Annotated in this window: 16 protein-coding genes; 1 reads left to right on the plus strand and 15 read right to left on the minus strand. The window is 67.9% G+C overall.

Annotated features, from left to right (window positions below):
- Window positions 1–178: 178 nt before the first annotated feature.
- The gene (locus tag XM1_RS07460; RefSeq protein WP_231920723.1) at window positions 179–1,159 is read right to left on the minus strand and encodes an SPOR domain-containing protein; all 981 of its coding nucleotides are present in this window, start codon (window positions 1,157–1,159) and stop codon (window positions 179–181) included.
- Between the two features lie 113 nt (window positions 1,160–1,272).
- On the opposite strand from XM1_RS07460, the gene XM1_RS07465 reads away from it, so the two are divergent.
- The gene (locus XM1_RS07465; protein ID WP_068432098.1) at window positions 1,273–1,812 is read left to right on the plus strand and encodes a cytochrome b; all 540 of its coding nucleotides are present in this window, start codon (window positions 1,273–1,275) and stop codon (window positions 1,810–1,812) included.
- Window positions 1,813–1,856: 44 nt separating this feature from the next.
- On the opposite strand, the gene XM1_RS07470 is transcribed toward XM1_RS07465, so the two are convergent.
- From XM1_RS07470 to XM1_RS07530, 14 genes are all read right to left on the minus strand, one after another.
- The gene (locus XM1_RS07470; protein ID WP_068432100.1) at window positions 1,857–2,564 is read right to left on the minus strand and encodes a cytidylate kinase-like family protein; all 708 of its coding nucleotides are present in this window, start codon (window positions 2,562–2,564) and stop codon (window positions 1,857–1,859) included.
- 177 nt (window positions 2,565–2,741) lie between these two features.
- On the minus strand, window positions 2,742–4,154 hold the full coding sequence (locus XM1_RS07475) for a methyl-accepting chemotaxis protein (RefSeq protein WP_068432102.1): 1,413 nt from the start codon (window positions 4,152–4,154) through the stop codon (window positions 2,742–2,744).
- 148 nt (window positions 4,155–4,302) lie between these two features.
- A complete protein-coding gene (locus tag XM1_RS07480) occupies window positions 4,303–4,503 on the minus strand; it encodes a hypothetical protein (protein ID WP_068432105.1) in 201 nt (66 codons plus the stop codon).
- 45 nt (window positions 4,504–4,548) lie between these two features.
- On the minus strand, window positions 4,549–5,379 hold the full coding sequence (gene rsmA / locus XM1_RS07485; protein WP_068432108.1) for a 16S rRNA (adenine(1518)-N(6)/adenine(1519)-N(6))-dimethyltransferase RsmA: 831 nt from the start codon (window positions 5,377–5,379) through the stop codon (window positions 4,549–4,551).
- Window positions 5,372–6,379, minus strand: a complete 1,008-nt coding sequence (gene pdxA, locus XM1_RS07490) for a 4-hydroxythreonine-4-phosphate dehydrogenase PdxA (RefSeq protein ID WP_082700414.1) — start codon at window positions 6,377–6,379, stop codon at window positions 5,372–5,374. Before pdxA ends, rsmA begins: the two co-directional genes overlap by 8 nt.
- The gene (locus XM1_RS07495; protein WP_068432111.1) at window positions 6,376–7,644 is read right to left on the minus strand and encodes a peptidylprolyl isomerase; all 1,269 of its coding nucleotides are present in this window, start codon (window positions 7,642–7,644) and stop codon (window positions 6,376–6,378) included. Before XM1_RS07495 ends, pdxA begins: the two co-directional genes overlap by 4 nt.
- A gap of 17 nt (window positions 7,645–7,661) precedes the next feature.
- On the minus strand, window positions 7,662–10,436 hold the full coding sequence (locus XM1_RS07500) for an LPS-assembly protein LptD (protein ID WP_068432115.1): 2,775 nt from the start codon (window positions 10,434–10,436) through the stop codon (window positions 7,662–7,664).
- Window positions 10,437–10,448: 12 nt separating this feature from the next.
- Window positions 10,449–11,546 (minus strand): LPS export ABC transporter permease LptF, encoded by a 1,098-nt coding sequence (gene lptF, locus XM1_RS07505; protein ID WP_068432118.1) that lies wholly within the window; start codon window positions 11,544–11,546, stop codon window positions 10,449–10,451.
- 84 nt (window positions 11,547–11,630) lie between these two features.
- Window positions 11,631–13,034: an FAD-binding oxidoreductase gene (locus XM1_RS07510; RefSeq protein WP_082700415.1), complete on the minus strand. Its 1,404-nt coding sequence runs from the start codon at window positions 13,032–13,034 to the stop codon at window positions 11,631–11,633.
- Window positions 13,031–13,999, minus strand: a complete 969-nt coding sequence (locus tag XM1_RS07515; RefSeq protein WP_068432121.1) for an L-threonylcarbamoyladenylate synthase — start codon at window positions 13,997–13,999, stop codon at window positions 13,031–13,033. The genes XM1_RS07510 and XM1_RS07515 overlap by 4 nt, the downstream gene beginning before the upstream one ends.
- A 49-nt stretch (window positions 14,000–14,048) precedes the next feature.
- Complete coding sequence (locus XM1_RS07520; protein WP_068432124.1) at window positions 14,049–14,360, minus strand: BrnA antitoxin family protein; 312 nt, start codon at window positions 14,358–14,360, stop codon at window positions 14,049–14,051.
- Window positions 14,323–14,559: a BrnT family toxin gene (locus XM1_RS23130; protein WP_172821894.1), complete on the minus strand. Its 237-nt coding sequence runs from the start codon at window positions 14,557–14,559 to the stop codon at window positions 14,323–14,325. Before XM1_RS23130 ends, XM1_RS07520 begins: the two co-directional genes overlap by 38 nt.
- Window positions 14,560–14,630: 71 nt before the next feature.
- Window positions 14,631–15,866 (minus strand): DUF2325 domain-containing protein, encoded by a 1,236-nt coding sequence (locus XM1_RS07525; RefSeq protein WP_068432127.1) that lies wholly within the window; start codon window positions 15,864–15,866, stop codon window positions 14,631–14,633.
- Between the two features lie 63 nt (window positions 15,867–15,929).
- A complete protein-coding gene (locus tag XM1_RS07530) occupies window positions 15,930–16,526 on the minus strand; it encodes a GNAT family N-acetyltransferase (RefSeq protein ID WP_068432130.1) in 597 nt (198 codons plus the stop codon).
- Window positions 16,527–16,720: the final 194 nt, after the last annotated feature.

Below are 16,720 nucleotides of genomic sequence, written 5' to 3' on the forward strand. Positions count from 1 at the left end.
CCGGCGCAATATGAACGCCAGGGTTTTGTTTGGGCCGGAGTGACATTATGCCAAACGCCATACAGGTCTGGATGAAAGCATAAGGTGTGTGCCTGACGCGGGCAAGGGAATATACGTACGAACGGCCGGGGTTGTCGCGAAATGGGCGGCTGTCGGACGAAATATGACGATGATGTCGTCAGTAATTGGCGATGGCGCAGGACTGGCCCTTGCCGCGCAGCGCCCGGCACAGGGTTTCGGCATCGGCCCCCGACAGCGGGCCGGCCATCAGGCGGTAGGTCGTTCCCAGGTCGGGAATGTCGGTCTTGACCGCCTTGAACTCCAGGGGCGCCAGTTCCGGAAATTCCTTCTTCAGGGCCTCGACCGCCTTGTCGGTGGTGGTGGGCGACGCCATGGACAGCAGGTGCAGCCCCAGCGTTCCCTTGGGATTGAACGGCTGCACTCCGCCCGGGATGTCGCCGGGCTTGGTGGCGCCGGGGACGCCGCCGTCGGGGACGGGCGGCTTCTTCCTCGGCTTTTTCTTGGGCGGCGGCGGAGGTGGGGGCGGCGCGTTGGCCAGAGTCCGTTCGGCGGCGACGATGGCGGCCATCTCGCGCTGGAACTCGTCGTGTTCGAGCAGCCCCAGACGGCCCAGATCCTCGGCGCGGCGCCGGCCGGTGGCCAGGGCTTCCTTTTCCTGCCGCGCCGGCGGCGCCCGCAGGAGGGGCTCGGCGGGCAGCAGGGTGTCCATCAGGAAGTCGCGTTCGGCCTGGCGGACCGAGGCCGGCTGCCCCGCAACCGGCACCGACAGGCGGGACAGCCGGTCGGCGATGTCGCGCAGCGCCACCGGTCGGCTCAGGCCGGCGGCGGGCGGCGGGGCGGAAAAGGGCAGCAGGGCGCCGATATTGGCGGCACGCCGGGTTCCGGCCTCCTCGGGGGTGACCAGCCCGGCCTCCACCAGCTGGCGCAGCAGCAGGAAGCGCTGGGCCTCGGGGTCGGAGGCGATGAAGGCGGGAACGTTGAGGCGGATTTCGGGATAGCGGACGGGCTCGCGCGCCATTTCCTGGGGTGGCGACGGCCAGGATTCGGCGGGCGGCGGAACGCCGACGATGCCGCCGCATGCCGCCAGCGCCGAAAGCATCGCCAGAAGCGAAGCGATACGCGATGCACCACGCGACATTACCGTTCCCCTTGATATCCCATGCATGAAGGGTATGCGCTCGGTCGGCAATGTCAACCTCCGGTACGGCGTGCTAGGGTGGCGGACGCTTTGATTTCAGTTGGGGAAGTGGCATGACTGAAGCTGTTCCCGCGCGCTACGACGCCGTGGCGCGGATACTTCACTGGGTGATGGCCGCGGCCATCCTGGCCCTGTGGGTGGTTGGACACATGATCGACGCCCTGCCCAAGGGGCCGGTGCGGTCCGAGGTGATCGGCCTGCACAAGGCCATCGGCGTGATCCTGCTGGTGATGGCGGTGGCCCGTCTGGCCTGGCGCCTGACCCGGCCGCAGCCGGCCTTGCCCGTGTCCATGCCCGCCATCGAGCGTCTGATGGCCTCGGCCGGACATGTGGGGCTCTATCTGCTGATGGTGCTGATTCCGCTGGACGGCATCCTGCTCAGCCAGAGCGCCGGCCGCGAGGTGTCGGTGTTCGGCCTGGCGCTGCCCGTCCTGGTGGGCAAGGACGATGCCCTGAAGGAAGTGCTGAAGGGCGGCCACGTGGCGCTCGGCTGGATCCTGGCGGCGGTGCTGGTCGGGCATGTGGCGGCGGCGCTTCGCCACCGCTTCATCCTCAAGGACGATATCATGGCCCGCATGCTGCCGGGACGGTGAGCTTTAGCCGGGGGGGCGTTTAGCCGTCCCCCCGGCGCCGGACCTTACACTTGGGCGTGGACCAGGTCGCCGCGCAGCACGCGGCCGGAATGGACGGCTTCGGCCATCACGATGATGGTCTCCACCACGTCTTCGAAATCATCCATACGGTCGGTGTTGATGGTCAGGTCGAACTGGCTGGCGTCGGACAGGCGCGAGCCGAAGGCCTCCCACACGAACTTGCCGCGGCGGTGGTTCAATTCCTGGGCCTGGGCCATCAGGTCGGCCTCGTTGCCGTGACCGGCCGCCGCCATGCGCTTGGCGCAGACTTCGGGGCTGCCCGCCACCCGGACGCGCAACGCGCATTCGCCCGCCAGGATGATGTGGGCGCCGCGCCCGACGATGACGCCGCCCAGGCGGCCCAGGCTCATCACCACCTTGATCAGGGTGTCGCGATAGGCGTCGGGGCTGATGTCCTTGCCTGAGAACAGGCGGTAGAGCCACATGTCCTTGGCCCGGCCGAAGCCTTCGTCCAGCAGCCGCACGATGGCGGGGTCGTCGTTCAGGCGGCCCGACACCTCGCGCAGCAATTCCTCGTCGTAAAGGGGCAGTTTCAGGCGCTGGCACAGCCGGGTGGCGATGACGTCGCCGCCCGAGCCGAAATCGCGCGACAAGGTGATCACCGGTTGGCGGGGGCGCAAGTGCTCTCCCTGACGAGGAACGGTTGCTACCTCGGCCATTGCGGAGATTACGGAAAGGATATTGGTCGTCATGGAAGCCTCCCTGCGGAATGCCTACCTATCGGCAATGATACGCCCAAGACGAAGAGGCCGCCATCCCCCGCGTGGAGAATGCGGCCCCGGCAAAAAAGCGGCTTTGGCAACGGTGTGCCGCCGAATGGTTGCGCGTCACGGCCGGGGCGGGCCCGGCCGTGACCGTATCGGCGATGACTAAATCCGGTAGCCCAGGCGGATGCCGCCCCAGTGGCGGCCCTGCACGGTGATGGGGGCGGAGACGTCCTTCATCATGATGAACTGCCCGCCGCCCATGTCGCGGCGATAGGTCTGCAGCAGGAACGGCTTGGTGTTGCGTCCCGCCGACAGGCCGGTGCGGTCGTTGAACATGCGCCGGTTGCGGCAATTGGCGTTGTTCCACACCGGGTCGGCGCCCTGGGGGTGCGACACCTTCTTGTTGTGGGTGGCGATGTAGCCGTTGCGGTCGATGGTGACGCAGAAGGCCACGCGCGAATCGAGGCCGAGCAGCGGTTCCTGGATGTCGGGCAGCATCTGGTCGGTGAAGGCGACATAGCGCGAGGTGTGCTGCTGCGGATTGGTGCCGGCGATGGGCTGGTAGGCCTCGTCGAACAGGTCGGAGACCGAGATGCGGCCGGACGTGATTCCCTGCTCGAACAGGGCGGATACCTTGCGGGCGGCCTCCTGGATGGCCTCGATGAACGGCGTGTCGGCGGTGCGGAAGCCCGAGGCGGCGATATAGCCCATCAGTTCTTCCGAACTGCCCAAGAGCGAGGCGATGCGCTCGTCGGCCTTGCGCAGGCTTTCGCTGGTCATGGCGATGCCTTCGAAGAACTTGTCGATCTCGCCGATCACGTCGCCGCACTGGGTGAGCGAGGCGGACGCCGCCTGGGAGATGTCGCCCACCTTGCTTTCCACCGATTCGATGACGTTGCCGAACACCGAAACCGCCTCGTTGATGACGCCCACGCCGGAACCGACCGAATCGGCCATCTTCAGGGTGTCGGTGGAGGTCTCGATCAGGTCGGTGACCGAACCGGACAGCTTGTGGACGGTGTCGTCGATGCCGCTGGTGACGTCGGCGGTCTGGCGCGCCAGGGTCTTGACCTCGGTGGCGACGACGGCGAACCCTTTTCCGGCCTCGCCGGCCCTGGCCGCCTCGATGGTGGCGTTCAAGGCCAGAAGGTTGGTCTGGCGCGCGATCTTCTGGATGTTGCGCGACATGGTGCTGACCTCGCCCAGCGCGCCCTCCAGGCCCTCCAGGCGTTCCTCGATGCCCTGGACGGCACCGACCAGCTGGTTGACGCCCGACAGGGCCTCTTCCACCGTGCGTAGCGATTCCGAGGATTGGTGCCCGGCCTGGATGGTCATGTCGCGGGTTTCGCGGCCGGCGGCGTCGATCAGCCCGATGGTGTCGGCCATGGTGTGGGCGATCATCTTCAGATGGCCGAACAGCTCTTCTTGGTGTTTCACGAAGCGGGTCAGGCCGTCCATGGTGCCGGCGATGTCGGCGACCTCGAGGCTGAGACTGTCGATTTGCTTCAAAACCTCGGTGGCGAACGAGTCAACGCTCTCCGCCGTCGGGGAGGCCCCGCCGCGCTCAGCCGTCATTCCGCTTTCTCCCAGAGTACAATTCACCCATTTTACGGCACCTCTTTTGGGCGCCTTCGTTTGTTGGGATTCACTAAAACCTATTGCCAGGGGATGCGTCAACGCCTGCGTTCATAGGACAGCAGGCCATTTGGTTGAGATATGGGAGCTAAGCGGGGGGTTCGCCATCCTCATCGGCGAGCTCGGCCGTTGTGTACTCACCTTGCGATTTCACAGGCCGGTTCTTCGCCGGATTGGAAAAGCGGAAGCGTCCGGCCAGCACGCAGCCCTTCATGCCCGGATCGCAGGGCCTTCCGGCCACCCGCGTGCAGGTGCCGTGATCATCGTGGGCGCAGCCCCATCCGCTCATGTGGCCCTCCTCTTGGCAAGAACGGCACGATAGCACGGTCGGCGTTCAGGAACCCTGACGCTCATCAAGAGCGCGGGCCAGGGCGCAGAATCCCTCCACCGGAATCTCCTCGGCCCGGGCGGTGGGGGCAAGGCCGGTGCGTTCCAGCAGTTCCTCGGCGTCGCCCAGGGATTTCAGGCTGGAGCGCAGCATCTTGCGCCGCTGGCCGAAGGCGGCGGCGGTGACCCGTTCCAGGGTGGCGAACCGGGCCGGCGCCAGGGGCTCGGACCGCGGCACCAGTTCCACCACCGTCGAGGTGACGGCGGGCGGCGGCGTGAAGGCGCGGCGGTCGACGTTGAACAGCGGGCGCACCTCGCACAGCCACTGGGTGATCACCGACAGGCGGCCGTAATGGTCTGACCGGGGCGGCGCGGCCAGGCGGTCCACCACTTCCTTCTGGAACATCAGGATCAGGCGTTCGAACGCCTCGGCGCGCTTCAGCCAGCCCAGCAGCAGGGCGGTGGAGATGTTGTAGGGCAGGTTGGCGACGATGCGGCGCGGCGTCTCGCCCAGACCGGCGGCGTCGATGGCCATGGCGTCGGCGGCCATGATCTCCAGGCGGCCGGGAAAGGCTTCGGCGATTTCGTTCTGGATGGCGATGGCGCGGTCGTCGCGTTCGATGGCGATGACGTGGCGGGCTCCGGCATCGAGCAGGGCGCGGGTCAGGCCGCCGGGGCCCGGGCCGATCTCGATCACCGAGCCGACAGAGAGGTCTCCCGCCGCCCGGGCGATGCGCCCCGTCAGATTGAGGTCGAACAGGAAGTGCTGGCCCAGCGACTTGCGGGCGTCGAGCCCGTGGCGGGCGATGACCTCCCTGAGCGGCGGCAGCTCAGCCATGGTGCCCCGCGCGGTTGGCGGCGATGGCGGCGGCCATGGATAGCGCGGCCAGCAGGCTGCCGGCATTGGCCTTGCCCGTTCCCGCCAGATCGAAGGCGGTGCCGTGGTCGGGCGAGGTGCGCACCACCGGCAGGCCGAGGGTGACGTTGACGCCGCCATCGAAATCGATGGTCTTGATGGGGATCAGCGCCTGGTCGTGATACATGCACAGCGCCGCGTCGTAGCCGGCCCGAGCCCTGGGGTGGAACAGGGTGTCCGAGGGCAGGGGGCCGAAGGCGTCGATGCCTAAGGCCCGCAGTTCGGCCACGGCCGGGGCGACCATGTCCTCGTCCTCGCGGCCCATGGCGCCGCCCTCGCCGGCATGGGGGTTGAGCCCGGCCACGGCGAGGCGGGGCTTAGGGATGGCGAAGTCCACTTCCAGCGCCCGGGCGGTGACGCGGCCGATTTCGACGATGTCGGCGCGGGTCAGCGTGCGGATGGCCTCGGCCAGTCCCAGGTGGATGGTCACCGGCACCACCCGCAACTGGGGGCAGGCCAGCATCATCACTTCGCGCAGGCCGGGGCGGCCCAGCAGGGCGGCCAGGAACTCGGTGTGGCCGGGAAAGGCGAAGCCGCCCTGGTACATGACGTGCTTGTGGATGGGATTGGTGACCAGCCCGGCCACCTCGCCGGCCAGGGCCAGGGCGACGGCCCGCTCGATGGCCGCCTTGACCGCCGGCACATTGGCCGGATCGGGCTTGCCCGGCTCGACCGGAACGGCCAGGGGCTGATGCAGGACGGGAAGCGCCGCGGCGAAGACGGTTTCGGCCTGGGCGGGGGACGACACCTCCTGAATGGGAACGGCGATCCCCAGCCGTGCCGCCAGTTGCCGCAGCCGTCCGGCATCGTCGATCACCACAAAGGGCGGCGTGCCGCCATCGGTCCGCTGGCTCCAGGCCTTGAGCGCGATATCCCCTCCGATCCCGGCGGGCTCGCCCATGGTCAGGGCGAGAATGCTCACAGCCGGAAGTCGATGAAGGCGGCGCGGCGCAGGTCGCGGAGATAGCGGCGCGACATCATGTCGAGACGTTCGTCCTCGATTGCGCGCTTTATGGCTTCGCGGGAGGGCAGGCCGCTCTTGTTGGTGACGGCCTCCTCGCGGGCGCAGACCATCACAACCAGCAGGGCGTCGCCGATATTCATGGGGGCGCTGGCCTTGTTGATGGCAAGGGCGCTCACCACGGGGCGCATGGCCTGCGGCAGGACCGACAGGGTCAGGCCCTCGCGTATGCCCGAGCGCTCGGAATTGAGCTTGCGCCCCATGTCCTCCATCTCGGTGCAGGATTTCAGCGGCGAGGTCAGTTCCGCCGCCTTGGCCGCCAGTTGCTGGATCGGCGGGGCGCCGGGCGGCACGGGGAAGAAGACCTGGGCCAGGGTGAACTTGGGCTCGGACGTGGTGCTCTCGCCGGTCACCCGCTTGTCGATCATGGCCAGGATGGCGTAGCCGGAACCGGTGCGGACCAGGGTGCTGACCTGTCCCTTGTCCAGGCGCATGGCCACGTCGCGGATGTCGTCATCGAGCGCGGCGGGGGCCGTCCAGCCCAGCACGCCGCCATTGGCGGCCGTGCCGCTTTGGGAGAACTGGCGGGCCAGGGCCTGGAAGGGGGCGCCGGCGCGCAATTGTTCGATCAGGCGTTCGCCCAGGCGCCGCGACTCTTCCTCCTGGCGCGGGGATTCCACCGGCAGGAAGATTTCGGCCAGCATGAATTCCGGCTGGCCGAATTGCAGGCGGATGGCCTCGATGCGGTCGGTGATCTCGTCCTCGCCGACCCGGATGGTGGGCTGAAGCGAACGCATGATCAGCTTGACCCAGGTGATGTCGGCCTTGACCTGATCCTTGACGGCGTCGGGATCGACGCCGGCCTTGATAAGCGACGGCAGCAGCGAACCCGGCGGCATGCGGTTCTGGTTCTCGATATTGGCCAGGCCGCGCATCACCTCGTCACTGCCGACCGAGACCTTGAGGCGCGCGGCTTCCTGCGACTGCAGGCGCTCGTCGATCATCTTGCGCAGCACCTGGGGCACGGCGCGCCGCCGGTTCTCGATATTGTCGGGCAGGCCCGAGACGGTGATGGCCAGCTTCATCCGGGCGTCAAGGTCGCGGAGCGAGATGATCTCGTCGTTGACCACGGCGGCGATGCGGTCCACGTCCTGGGCCGAGGCCTGGCCAAATGGGAGATGCGAGATCAGGACTAAGGTCAGGACGATTGCAGCGCGGGCCAGCATTCTCGGGTTACCTCCCACTAAAAGACGCTGACGGGCGCTTCGCCCAGCGACTTCAGGACCACGGTCAGACTCAAGTGATATCCGGACAGCAGACCGCTGACGTCCGAGTGGTAGCGGGTGAATGCGCCGATGATCGCGATGCATTCGTCGCTGTACATGGAATTGGCGCTCCAACTGACGGTGCCGCCATTGCTGGCCAGATCCTGCTGCAGGGCCAACTGATTCCGCCAATGCTGCGTCGTGGTCGACGTCAGGCCGTAATTGACGTATTGCCGCTTCGGGTAAATGGCGCTGGTGTTGCTGGCGCTGGGCGACATCATGCCGTAATCGGCGCTGAAGGTCAGCAATGGCGGTCCGATCGACAAGCCGGCTTCGTTGCGGCGCACTTCCAGCGTGTCCTTGTCGAGACGGACCCGGTCGCGCAGCATTAAATAGCCGATGGGCGTGATGTCCACGCGGCCGACGTAATCGGAAAGGGTGTCGGCGAAACCGCTGCCGGTGCCGAAGGTGGATGTCTTGTGCTGGCGCCAGCCCTGGGCCGCCTGGGCGACGATGGCGCCGCCCCGGGCAGGATAGGCCGCCCAGCGCAGGCCGTAGGCGCCGCGCACGCCGCCCTCGACCTGATCGAGGCCGGGCAGACGGTTGGGGCGCATCACATTGGTCTCGTCCAACTCAAAGCTGATGGAATCCTCGTTGGGAATCCGGGCATCGGTGCCGGCATTGGGACTTACCGCCACCATGGCCAGGGGCTCGACCACCTGGGTGACGGTACGGCCCGGACGGGTGAAGGGGTATCGCCAGTTGACGGCCACTTCCGGAATGGCGCGTCCGCTGCTGCTCGAACTCTTGCTGGTATTGGTCAGATGGTCGGCGTGATAGCCGTCGCCGCGCACCGAGGTGGTAATGGCATAGACTTGCCCATCGGGCGAGATGAGGGGCAGGTTCCAGGCCACCTTGGTGGACAGGCGCTGGGCCTGGGTGCCCACATCGCGGGTATAGGCCAGGACGTCGGATTCCGTGGACCAATAGCTGCCCGCCCAGCCTGGCGCGCTGATGGTGCTGTAGACCATGTGCGGCAGGACCACCGGCGACTTGCTGGAATCCTCGACGACCCGCTTGCCCTCGAAGGACATGGCTTCCATCATGGCGTAGCCGCGCCGGCTGAACCCTTCCACATAGGGGCGGTTCATCAGCCAGGGGCGGTCTTCCTCGGTGCGGACCCGGTAAAGCGAGCGGTAATTCAGATCCGACTGGTGCTGGATCTGCCAGCCGGTCCGCCATGTGCGGTCCAGTTCGACCAGACCCTTGGATTCCAGGTGTCCGCGGATGTCGCCGGTGGTCTTGTCGGCGGTGATGCTGCCCGAGGTGACCGACTCGCCGTGGATGCCGCGCCAGCGGTGCTGACCCGACAGTTGCATCCGTCGCAGCACCGATCTGGGGACATCCTTGTCCGGAGAGTCGATCTTGCTGATCTGGTCGAGCATGAAGCGCGGCGTCAGCGTGAAATCCTCGCCCTCGGAAACCACCTGGTAATAGGGGGTGGCGATGGACGCGCCGAGCGTGCTGTTCATGCCGAACACCGGCGCCAGCATGCCGCTCTGGCGCTTGATGGTCGGGTCGGGGTGGGACATGTAGGGGGTGTAGGCGACCGGGACGCCCTTGATCTCCAGCCAGGCGTCGCGGTACTCCACCTGCGCCTCGGCCTGGTTGTGGGTGACCCGCTGGGCCTTGACCTGCCACAGCGGCTCGGCGTCCGGCTTGTCCTTGCAGGGCTCGCAGGCGGTGTAGACGGCGCGGTCGAAATCCGTGCGGTCGCCGCCCACCCGCTGGGCGCTTTGCGCCGCCACGCGGGAATTGTCCGCCAGGATGGTGCGGATGTCCCTGGCCACGCCGTTCTTGAAATCGCCGGTCAGCTCGAAATAGTCGGCATGGGTGACCTCGCCCGACGGTTCGGTCAGCACCACGTTGCCGGACGCGCCCATGACGTCCTGCTTCATGTTGTAGCTGACGGTGTCGGCGGAAATGGTCCGGCCGTCATGCATCATCTCGACGCGGCCCTTGGCGGTGACCACGTTGAATTCGCGGTCGTAGATCACCTGGTCGGCCACCATGTGGACCGGTTCGACGCCGTCCTCGGTGGTCTTCAGGCCGCGCATGGCCCGGGGGATGACCCTGGGCGGCCGCTTCAGGCCGACGGCGTCGCCGCTTTCATCCTCGCCGCGCATGATCACCGAGGCGCGTTCCATGGCCCGCGAAGCCGACCGCTGGACCTTGGCCGCCGGTGTGGCGTCAGCCCGGATGGCCGGTTGGGGGGCGGCCGGCTGGGTCGCGGCGGGGGCGGGCCGGGGCGCGTCCTGGGCGGTAACGGGCTCGGGCTGAACGATGGTCGAAGGAATGGAGCGGCTGCGGACCGGTGGCGGCGCGGCGGGCTCGTCGTCGCCCCAGGCCTGTCCCCAGGATCCGGTTTCGGGATAGGCGGCGCCCATCTCGGTGACCGGCAAGGGCTGGGCGGCGGGGACCGGGGCCGGGGCGGCGGCCGTGGCCGGGCGGCTGGGCAGGGCGGCGGCGGGCGGCGGCGGGACGTAGCCGGGCGCCGTCTGGGGCGCGGGGGCGCGGGGGCGCGAGGGCGCGGCGGCGGGGTCGTCGTCGCCCCAGGCCTGTCCCCAGCTTCCCGCTTCGGGCCAGGCCTTCTGCTCGGTCACCACGTCGGCGCGCGCCGGTGCGGTCAGCGCCGTGGTGGCCGACAGCAAGGTGATGAGGAGGAGGTGGCGGGACGACGGCACGATGGTCACTCTTTCGTTCCGTCACGCGGCGCTGGGGACCGGCGCGGTCCGGCGGCGCGGCCACGGCGGGCGCGCCAGGACCCACAGGCTAAGCGTGATGGGAAGGGCGGCGTTGATATAGATGAACGGGACGAAGGCCAGGTTGCCGGCCGACAGGTTCGATGCGCCCAGCGCCAGGGCCTGGACGGCGACCATCAGGGCGGTGGCGACCATCACCTGCATGGTCTGGCCGCGCCGGTCGAATCCCGAGGTCAGCAGCACGGCGGCGGCCAGCAACGGAAAGGCCAGGCTGTAAAGGGGAGAGGCGAGGCGGGAATGGAGCTCCGACTTGAACCGGCGCAGGTCTCCCTTGTTCTCCATGCTGTCGTCCATGGCCAGCAATTCCAGGGTCGGGCGTTCGCGCGCGTCGCGGAAGCGGTCGGGCTTGTTGCCGGTGGCGGTGTTGAAGTCCACGGTGTAGTTGTCGAAATAGAGCAGCGACATCTTGCCGGTGCCGGGCGTCACTTCCTGGCGGTTGCCGTTGACCATCAGCACCCGGGGGCCCTGTTCGGTGTAGACTATGGCGCCGCGCTCGGCCATCAGGGTGACCGGCTTGTTCGGGTGGCGCTTGTCGTGGACCAAGAGGCCGGTGAGCTCGCCGTTGGGCGTGCGCGAGCGGACGTAGATGGTCAGACCCTCGCCGAATTTGTTGAACATGCCTTCCTGCAGCAGCACGTTGCCGATGTCGTTGCGGATGGTCCACTGCATTTCGTGGAAGCTGCGCACCGTGATCGGGATGATCCAGCAGCTGAGCAGATAGCCCACGGCGCCCACCGCCAGTCCGAGGATGATCGCCGGCCGCGCCAGGGCCAGATGGCTTAGGCCCGCGGCGCGAAGGACCACCAGCTCCCGGTCCGCAATCAGGCGGTTGTAGGTGAAAAGCACTACGGCGAAAAGGGAAATCGGGATGATCACCACCAGGAAGCCCGGCATCAGCAAGATGGTGAGCTTGAGGAAGGCGCCGATGGACAGTCCCTTGTTGACGATCATCTCGACGAAGCGCAGCGACTGGGTCAGCCACAGGACGCAGGCCAGCGCGGCGGAGACGAAAATCATCCCCACCAGCATCTGGCGCATCATGTATCGCGTGATCCCCGACATGGCGCGGGATTATAGACACGTGGCCTGCGGCGGAACAGCGAAAGGTGAGGGCCTGTCGACGATTCAGCGCAGGATCTTGCCCGGGTTCATCAGACCCCTGGGGTCGAGCGCCCCCTTGACGCGGGCCATCAGGTCCAGATCGACGCCCGGCTTGTAATGGGCCAGTTCCTCGACCTTCAGCCGTCCGATGCCGTGCTCGGCCGAGATGGAGCCCTCCATGCCCACCACGATGTCGTGGACGATGCGGTTCATCTCCTCCCAGCGGGCCAGGAAGGCGGTCTTGTCGGCGTCTTGGGGCTGGGTCAGGTTGAAGTGGGTGTTGCCGTCGCCCAGATGGCCGAAGGGCACCACCCGCACGCCGGGCATGGCGGCCTCCACCGCGTGCGTGCAGCGGCGGATCATCTCGGGCACGCGCGACGTGGCGACCGAGACGTCGTGCTTGATGGAGCCGCCTTCCTTCTTCTGGGCCTCGGGGATGGCCTCGCGGATGCGCCAGAAATCGGCGCGCTGGCTTTGGCTTTCGGCGATCACCGCGTCCAGGGCCAGCCCGTCCTCGACCGCCTGGGCCAGCACCTCCTCCAACGCCTCCCTCAGGCCGCCGGGCCGAGAAGACGACAGCTCCAGCAGCAGCATCCAGTCATGGGGGGCGGCGAAGGGATCGCGCACGCCCGGCACATGGCGCATGCCCAGTTCCAGGCCGATGCGTGGCACCAGTTCGCAGGCGGTGACCGAATCGCCGCTGGCTTTGCGCGCCCGGGAGAACAAGGGCAGGGCGGCTTCCAGGTCGGCGAGCGCCACCATGGCGGTGGCCACTTCGCGCGGGCGGGGGAACAGCTTCAGCACGCAGGCGGTGACGATGCCCAGCGTGCCTTCGGCGCCGATGAACATGTGCTGCAGCGCGTAGCCGGTATTGTCCTTGCGCAGCCGCTTCAGCCCGTTCCAGATCCGCCCGTCGGGCAGCACCACCTCCAGGCCCAGCACCAGATCGCGGGTGTTGCCGTAGCGCAGCACATTGGTGCCGCCCGCATTGGTCGAGATGTTGCCGCCGATGCGGCACGATCCTTCCGCTCCCAGGCTCAAGGGGAACAGGCAATCCGCTTCTTCCGCCGCCTGCTGCAGGCTGGCCAGCACGCAGCCCGCCTCGGCGGTGAGCGTGAAGTCCACCGGATCGACGGCGCGGATACGGGTGAGGCGCTCGGTGGAGATCACCACGCTTCGCCCATCCTCGGACGGCACGCCGCCGCCGCACAGTCCCGTGTTGCCGCCCTGGGGCACCATGGGGATGCCGGCTTGGGCGCAGGCCTTGACCGCCTCGGCGACCTCGGCGGTGGAGCCGGGGCGGATCACGGCCAGCGCCGCGCCGCGATACAGGCCGCGCTCCTCCACCAGATAGGGGGCGAGGTCGGCTGCTTCGGTGATGACGTTGCCGGGGCCGACGATGGCGGCGAGAGTGTCAAGAATGCTCACGATGGGCTCCGTGGCGCGGCGGCGCGGCGCAGGCGGTCGTTGATGGCCAGGCCCAATCCTTTTTCCGGGATGGGCATCACGGCGATGCCCCGGTAATCGGGGCGGTCGAGCGCGCGCAGCATGGCGAACAGATGGGCGGCGGCCTCGGAGAGGTCGCCCTTGGGCGACAGGTTCAGCACGCAATCGGGGGCGGCGCCGAAGCCCAGCAGCGCCTCGCCGGGCTCGGCCCCCTGGGCGTTGAGCCGGACGGGCAAGGCGGGGGCGTAGTGGCTTTCCAGCTGGCCGGGCGAGCGCGGCGCGTCCGGCGTTTCCAGGGCGCGGCGGATGGGGTGGCCCAGCACCTCCTCCAACTCCTCGGCGGTGATGCCGCCGGGGCGCAGCAGGGTGGGGGGCTGCTCCGACAGGTCCAGCACGGTGGATTCGACCCCGACCCGGCAGGGGCCGCCGTCCAGCACCATAGCGATGCGGCCTTCCAGGCATTGGGCCACATGCTCGGGCCTTGTGGGGCTGACGCGGCCCGAACGGTTGGCCGACGGCGCCGCCAGGGGGCGCCCGGCGGCCTTGATCAGGGCCAGGGCGACGGGGTGGTCGGGCATGCGCACCGCCACCGAATCCAGCCCGGCCGAGGCCAGCAGCGACACCGGCGAATCGGCGCGGCGCTTCAGCACCAGGGTCAGCGGGCCGGGCCAGAAGCGTTCGGCCAGACGATGGGCGTCGTCGCACAGTTCGACCAGGGCGGCGGCCTGGTCCAGGCTGCTCACATGGGCGATCAGCGGGTTGAAGCTGGGGCGGCCCTTGGCCTTGAAGATGGCGGCCACCGCCGAATCCGAGGTGGCGTCGCCGCCCAGCCCATAGACCGTCTCGGTGGGAAAGGCCACCAGCCCGCCCTCGGCCAGCACGCGCCCGGCCCGGGCGATGGCGGCGGGATCGGCGGGCAGGACGGAAACGGGCACGGGCTTGCTCATGCCCGGACCATAAGCCATTCCCGGTCCGGCGGGGAAGGGGGGAGCACTCTCAGTCCCTCTTGCCGTGGGCCTTCACATAGGCGGCCAGCACCGCGTTCATGCGCGACTGATAGCCCGGCCCCTGGCTCTTGAACCAGTCCAGCACCTCTCGGTCGACGCGGATGGAGATGGGGGCCTTGGGCTGGGGCATGACCAGTTCGGCGGTGCGGAACCATTCCTCGTCCAGGACGGGGGCGGCGTCCGGGTCGGCCGCGATGGCGGCGTCGATGGCGGAATCGGGCAGCGCCTTGACCCGCGCCCAGTCGGTCTTGCTCTTGCGGCGCTCAGTGAGACTGCGCCTGATGATACGCTCTTCGCTCATTTGTCCGTGCCCTTCGCGCCGAGATCAAGCGCTTGGCTGTTCCGCGCTCGGTATAGACCACCGCGATCTCTACGCCATCGCGAGGACTGGGGTTGACCAGCACAGGTCCCTCCCAGATGGCGATGGCATCCTCGAAATTAATGCCGTGCTTCTCCAGGTTCGACGCGTTCTTGGCGTCGTCCCAATCGAATTCCAGCATGTTTCCGCCCCCCTCTCATCAGGCCCTCCTTGGCGGTTGTATTTATATAATGTATATACGTGCCCATACTGTCAAGGAGCTCCCGCCACCGTGTTGAGCGCCCGGATGAAGGCGCCGAGGCCGGAGCGGCGCACCGGGACGAAGGGTTTTTCCCAACGGCGGCACAAACGCTTGACCTCGTCGTGGGCGGAATGGCTGACGCTGTCCACCGGGAACAGCACGGCGTCGGCGCGGCCGAACAGGGAATGCAGGCGGCCCATGCTTTCCTCGAAGCCGCCGTCATGGTGGGCGAAGGTGCCGCCCGCCTCCTCCACCAGCCGGCGGAAATGGGGCAGGTGCTGGTTGCGCCCGCCCACGAACAGGATGCAGCGGCCGCACAGATCCAGCCGGGCGCAATCCTCGTCGCATTGGCCAAGGCCGTCGGCGGCGGCGGAAGGCGGAGAGAGGGTCTCGGCCAGCCGGGCTTCCGAGGCGGCCAGTTCGCCCTGCATGTCGCGCAGCTCGCGCTCGAGGCGTTCGGTCTCCTGCTCCCGGTCGCGGGCCTGGGCCTGCAGCCGGCGGCTCTCGTCCTCGGCCACCTGGCGGAAGGCGGTTTCCACCTCCAGCAGATGGCGCAGCTCGCCCAGCTCGCGCTGCAGCTGCTCCATTTCCCGCGCCGCGCTGGCGGCATGGGCGAGGCGGCGCGATTCCGACGCCTCCTGGTCGAGCAACTGGCGCAGCTCGCGGATTTCAGTGTTGCGCCGGCCGATCTCGGTCTTCATGCGTTCCTGCTGGCGGGCGACCTTGGCCTCCAGTTCGGCCTTCTCGCGCTCCAACTGGTGGATGGATTTAAGGTCGGCCCGGGCGGCCGCGCCCACCTGATGGGACAGCATGTGGATGTCGCCGAAGATGCGGCTGCGCAAGCCGTCGGTGGCGTCGGGATGGCTCATCACCGCCCAGCAGGCCGAGGCTACGTCACCCTTGGCCAGGGCTTCCTCCCACAACTCGGCCAGCGCGTCCTCGCCGTCCAGCGGCTTGGCGCGGTTGATGGCGGCGGCGTGCTTGCGGTCCAGCATCTTGGTCAACGCCTTGCCCACCAGCCTTTCCCGCGAGGCCAGATGAATCATGCCGGTATGGATCTCGTAGGGGCTGGGCTTGGCCGAGCGCATCTGCACCTTGAGCCGCGTCGCCGCCCCTTTGAGCTCGCCCAGGCTGAGGCAGGTGCCGATGACGGTGCAGTGCCACTGGCTGTCGATTTCCCACAGCCGGGCGCGGCGGCGGGTGGTGTCGACGGGGGCGGCCAGGGCGGGGTGGCATTGCTCGCACATGGGACGGGCTCCTGAGATGCAAATGCGAATGACTCGCAATTTGTATCCGAGGCGGCCTCCCTGTCAAGCGCTCTTCGCCAGCCCCGTCGCTTCCAGCAGCGGTTCGACGGCCGAGTGCCCCACCAGCATGGTGCTGTAGGAATCCATCATCTCGGCCCAGTCGTGGAACACCGCGAACAGGCCGGTGCTGATTTCCTCGGTCACCGTCACCGGGTCGGGCGGCGGCAGGTCCAGGAAGGCCTCGGCCTCGCCGCCTTCGAAATGCACCGTCATGCCGCTGCGCCGCGCCAGGGCGACCATGGAGCGGTTGTCCGACAGGCACAGGGTGTAAAGCTTCTCGGCCCGGCGGTTGCGGGCGAAGGCGGCGGCCTGGCGCAGCAGCTTGGAGCCGATGCCGTCGGTTCGGTGCCCCTCGTCGACGCTCACCCCCACTTCGGCCAGCGAACCGTTCAGCGCCACGTGGGCGGCGCCCACCATTTCGTCCTCGGCGAAGGCGGCCAGGATCAGGTCGCCCACCGCGATGGCGGCGACATAATCCTCGATGACCTGGTCGCACACGCCGGAGCGGGCGAAGCGCAGGCGGCGGTCCTCGGCCGACAGCCGCTTCAGGTGGGCGGCATAGGTGGGGCGTTCGTGAAGATAGAGTCTGCGGATCAGCATGGCCGACCTCCATCACATGGTCTGACCATGAGATGGGAAGTTTATGCTGCAGCGCAACATAAACTTATGTGTCAGGGATGCATGGGGCCATGCGGACGCGCTGATTCACTGCCAAGGACATCAAGAGGGTGTTTCAGGCGCCGTCATGCCCGGACTTGATCCGGGCATCCACATGTTTCCGCCAAGTCCGTTGC

It is taken from the genome of Magnetospirillum sp. XM-1 (assembly GCF_001511835.1).
Lineage (GTDB): Bacteria > Pseudomonadota > Alphaproteobacteria > Rhodospirillales > Magnetospirillaceae > Phaeospirillum.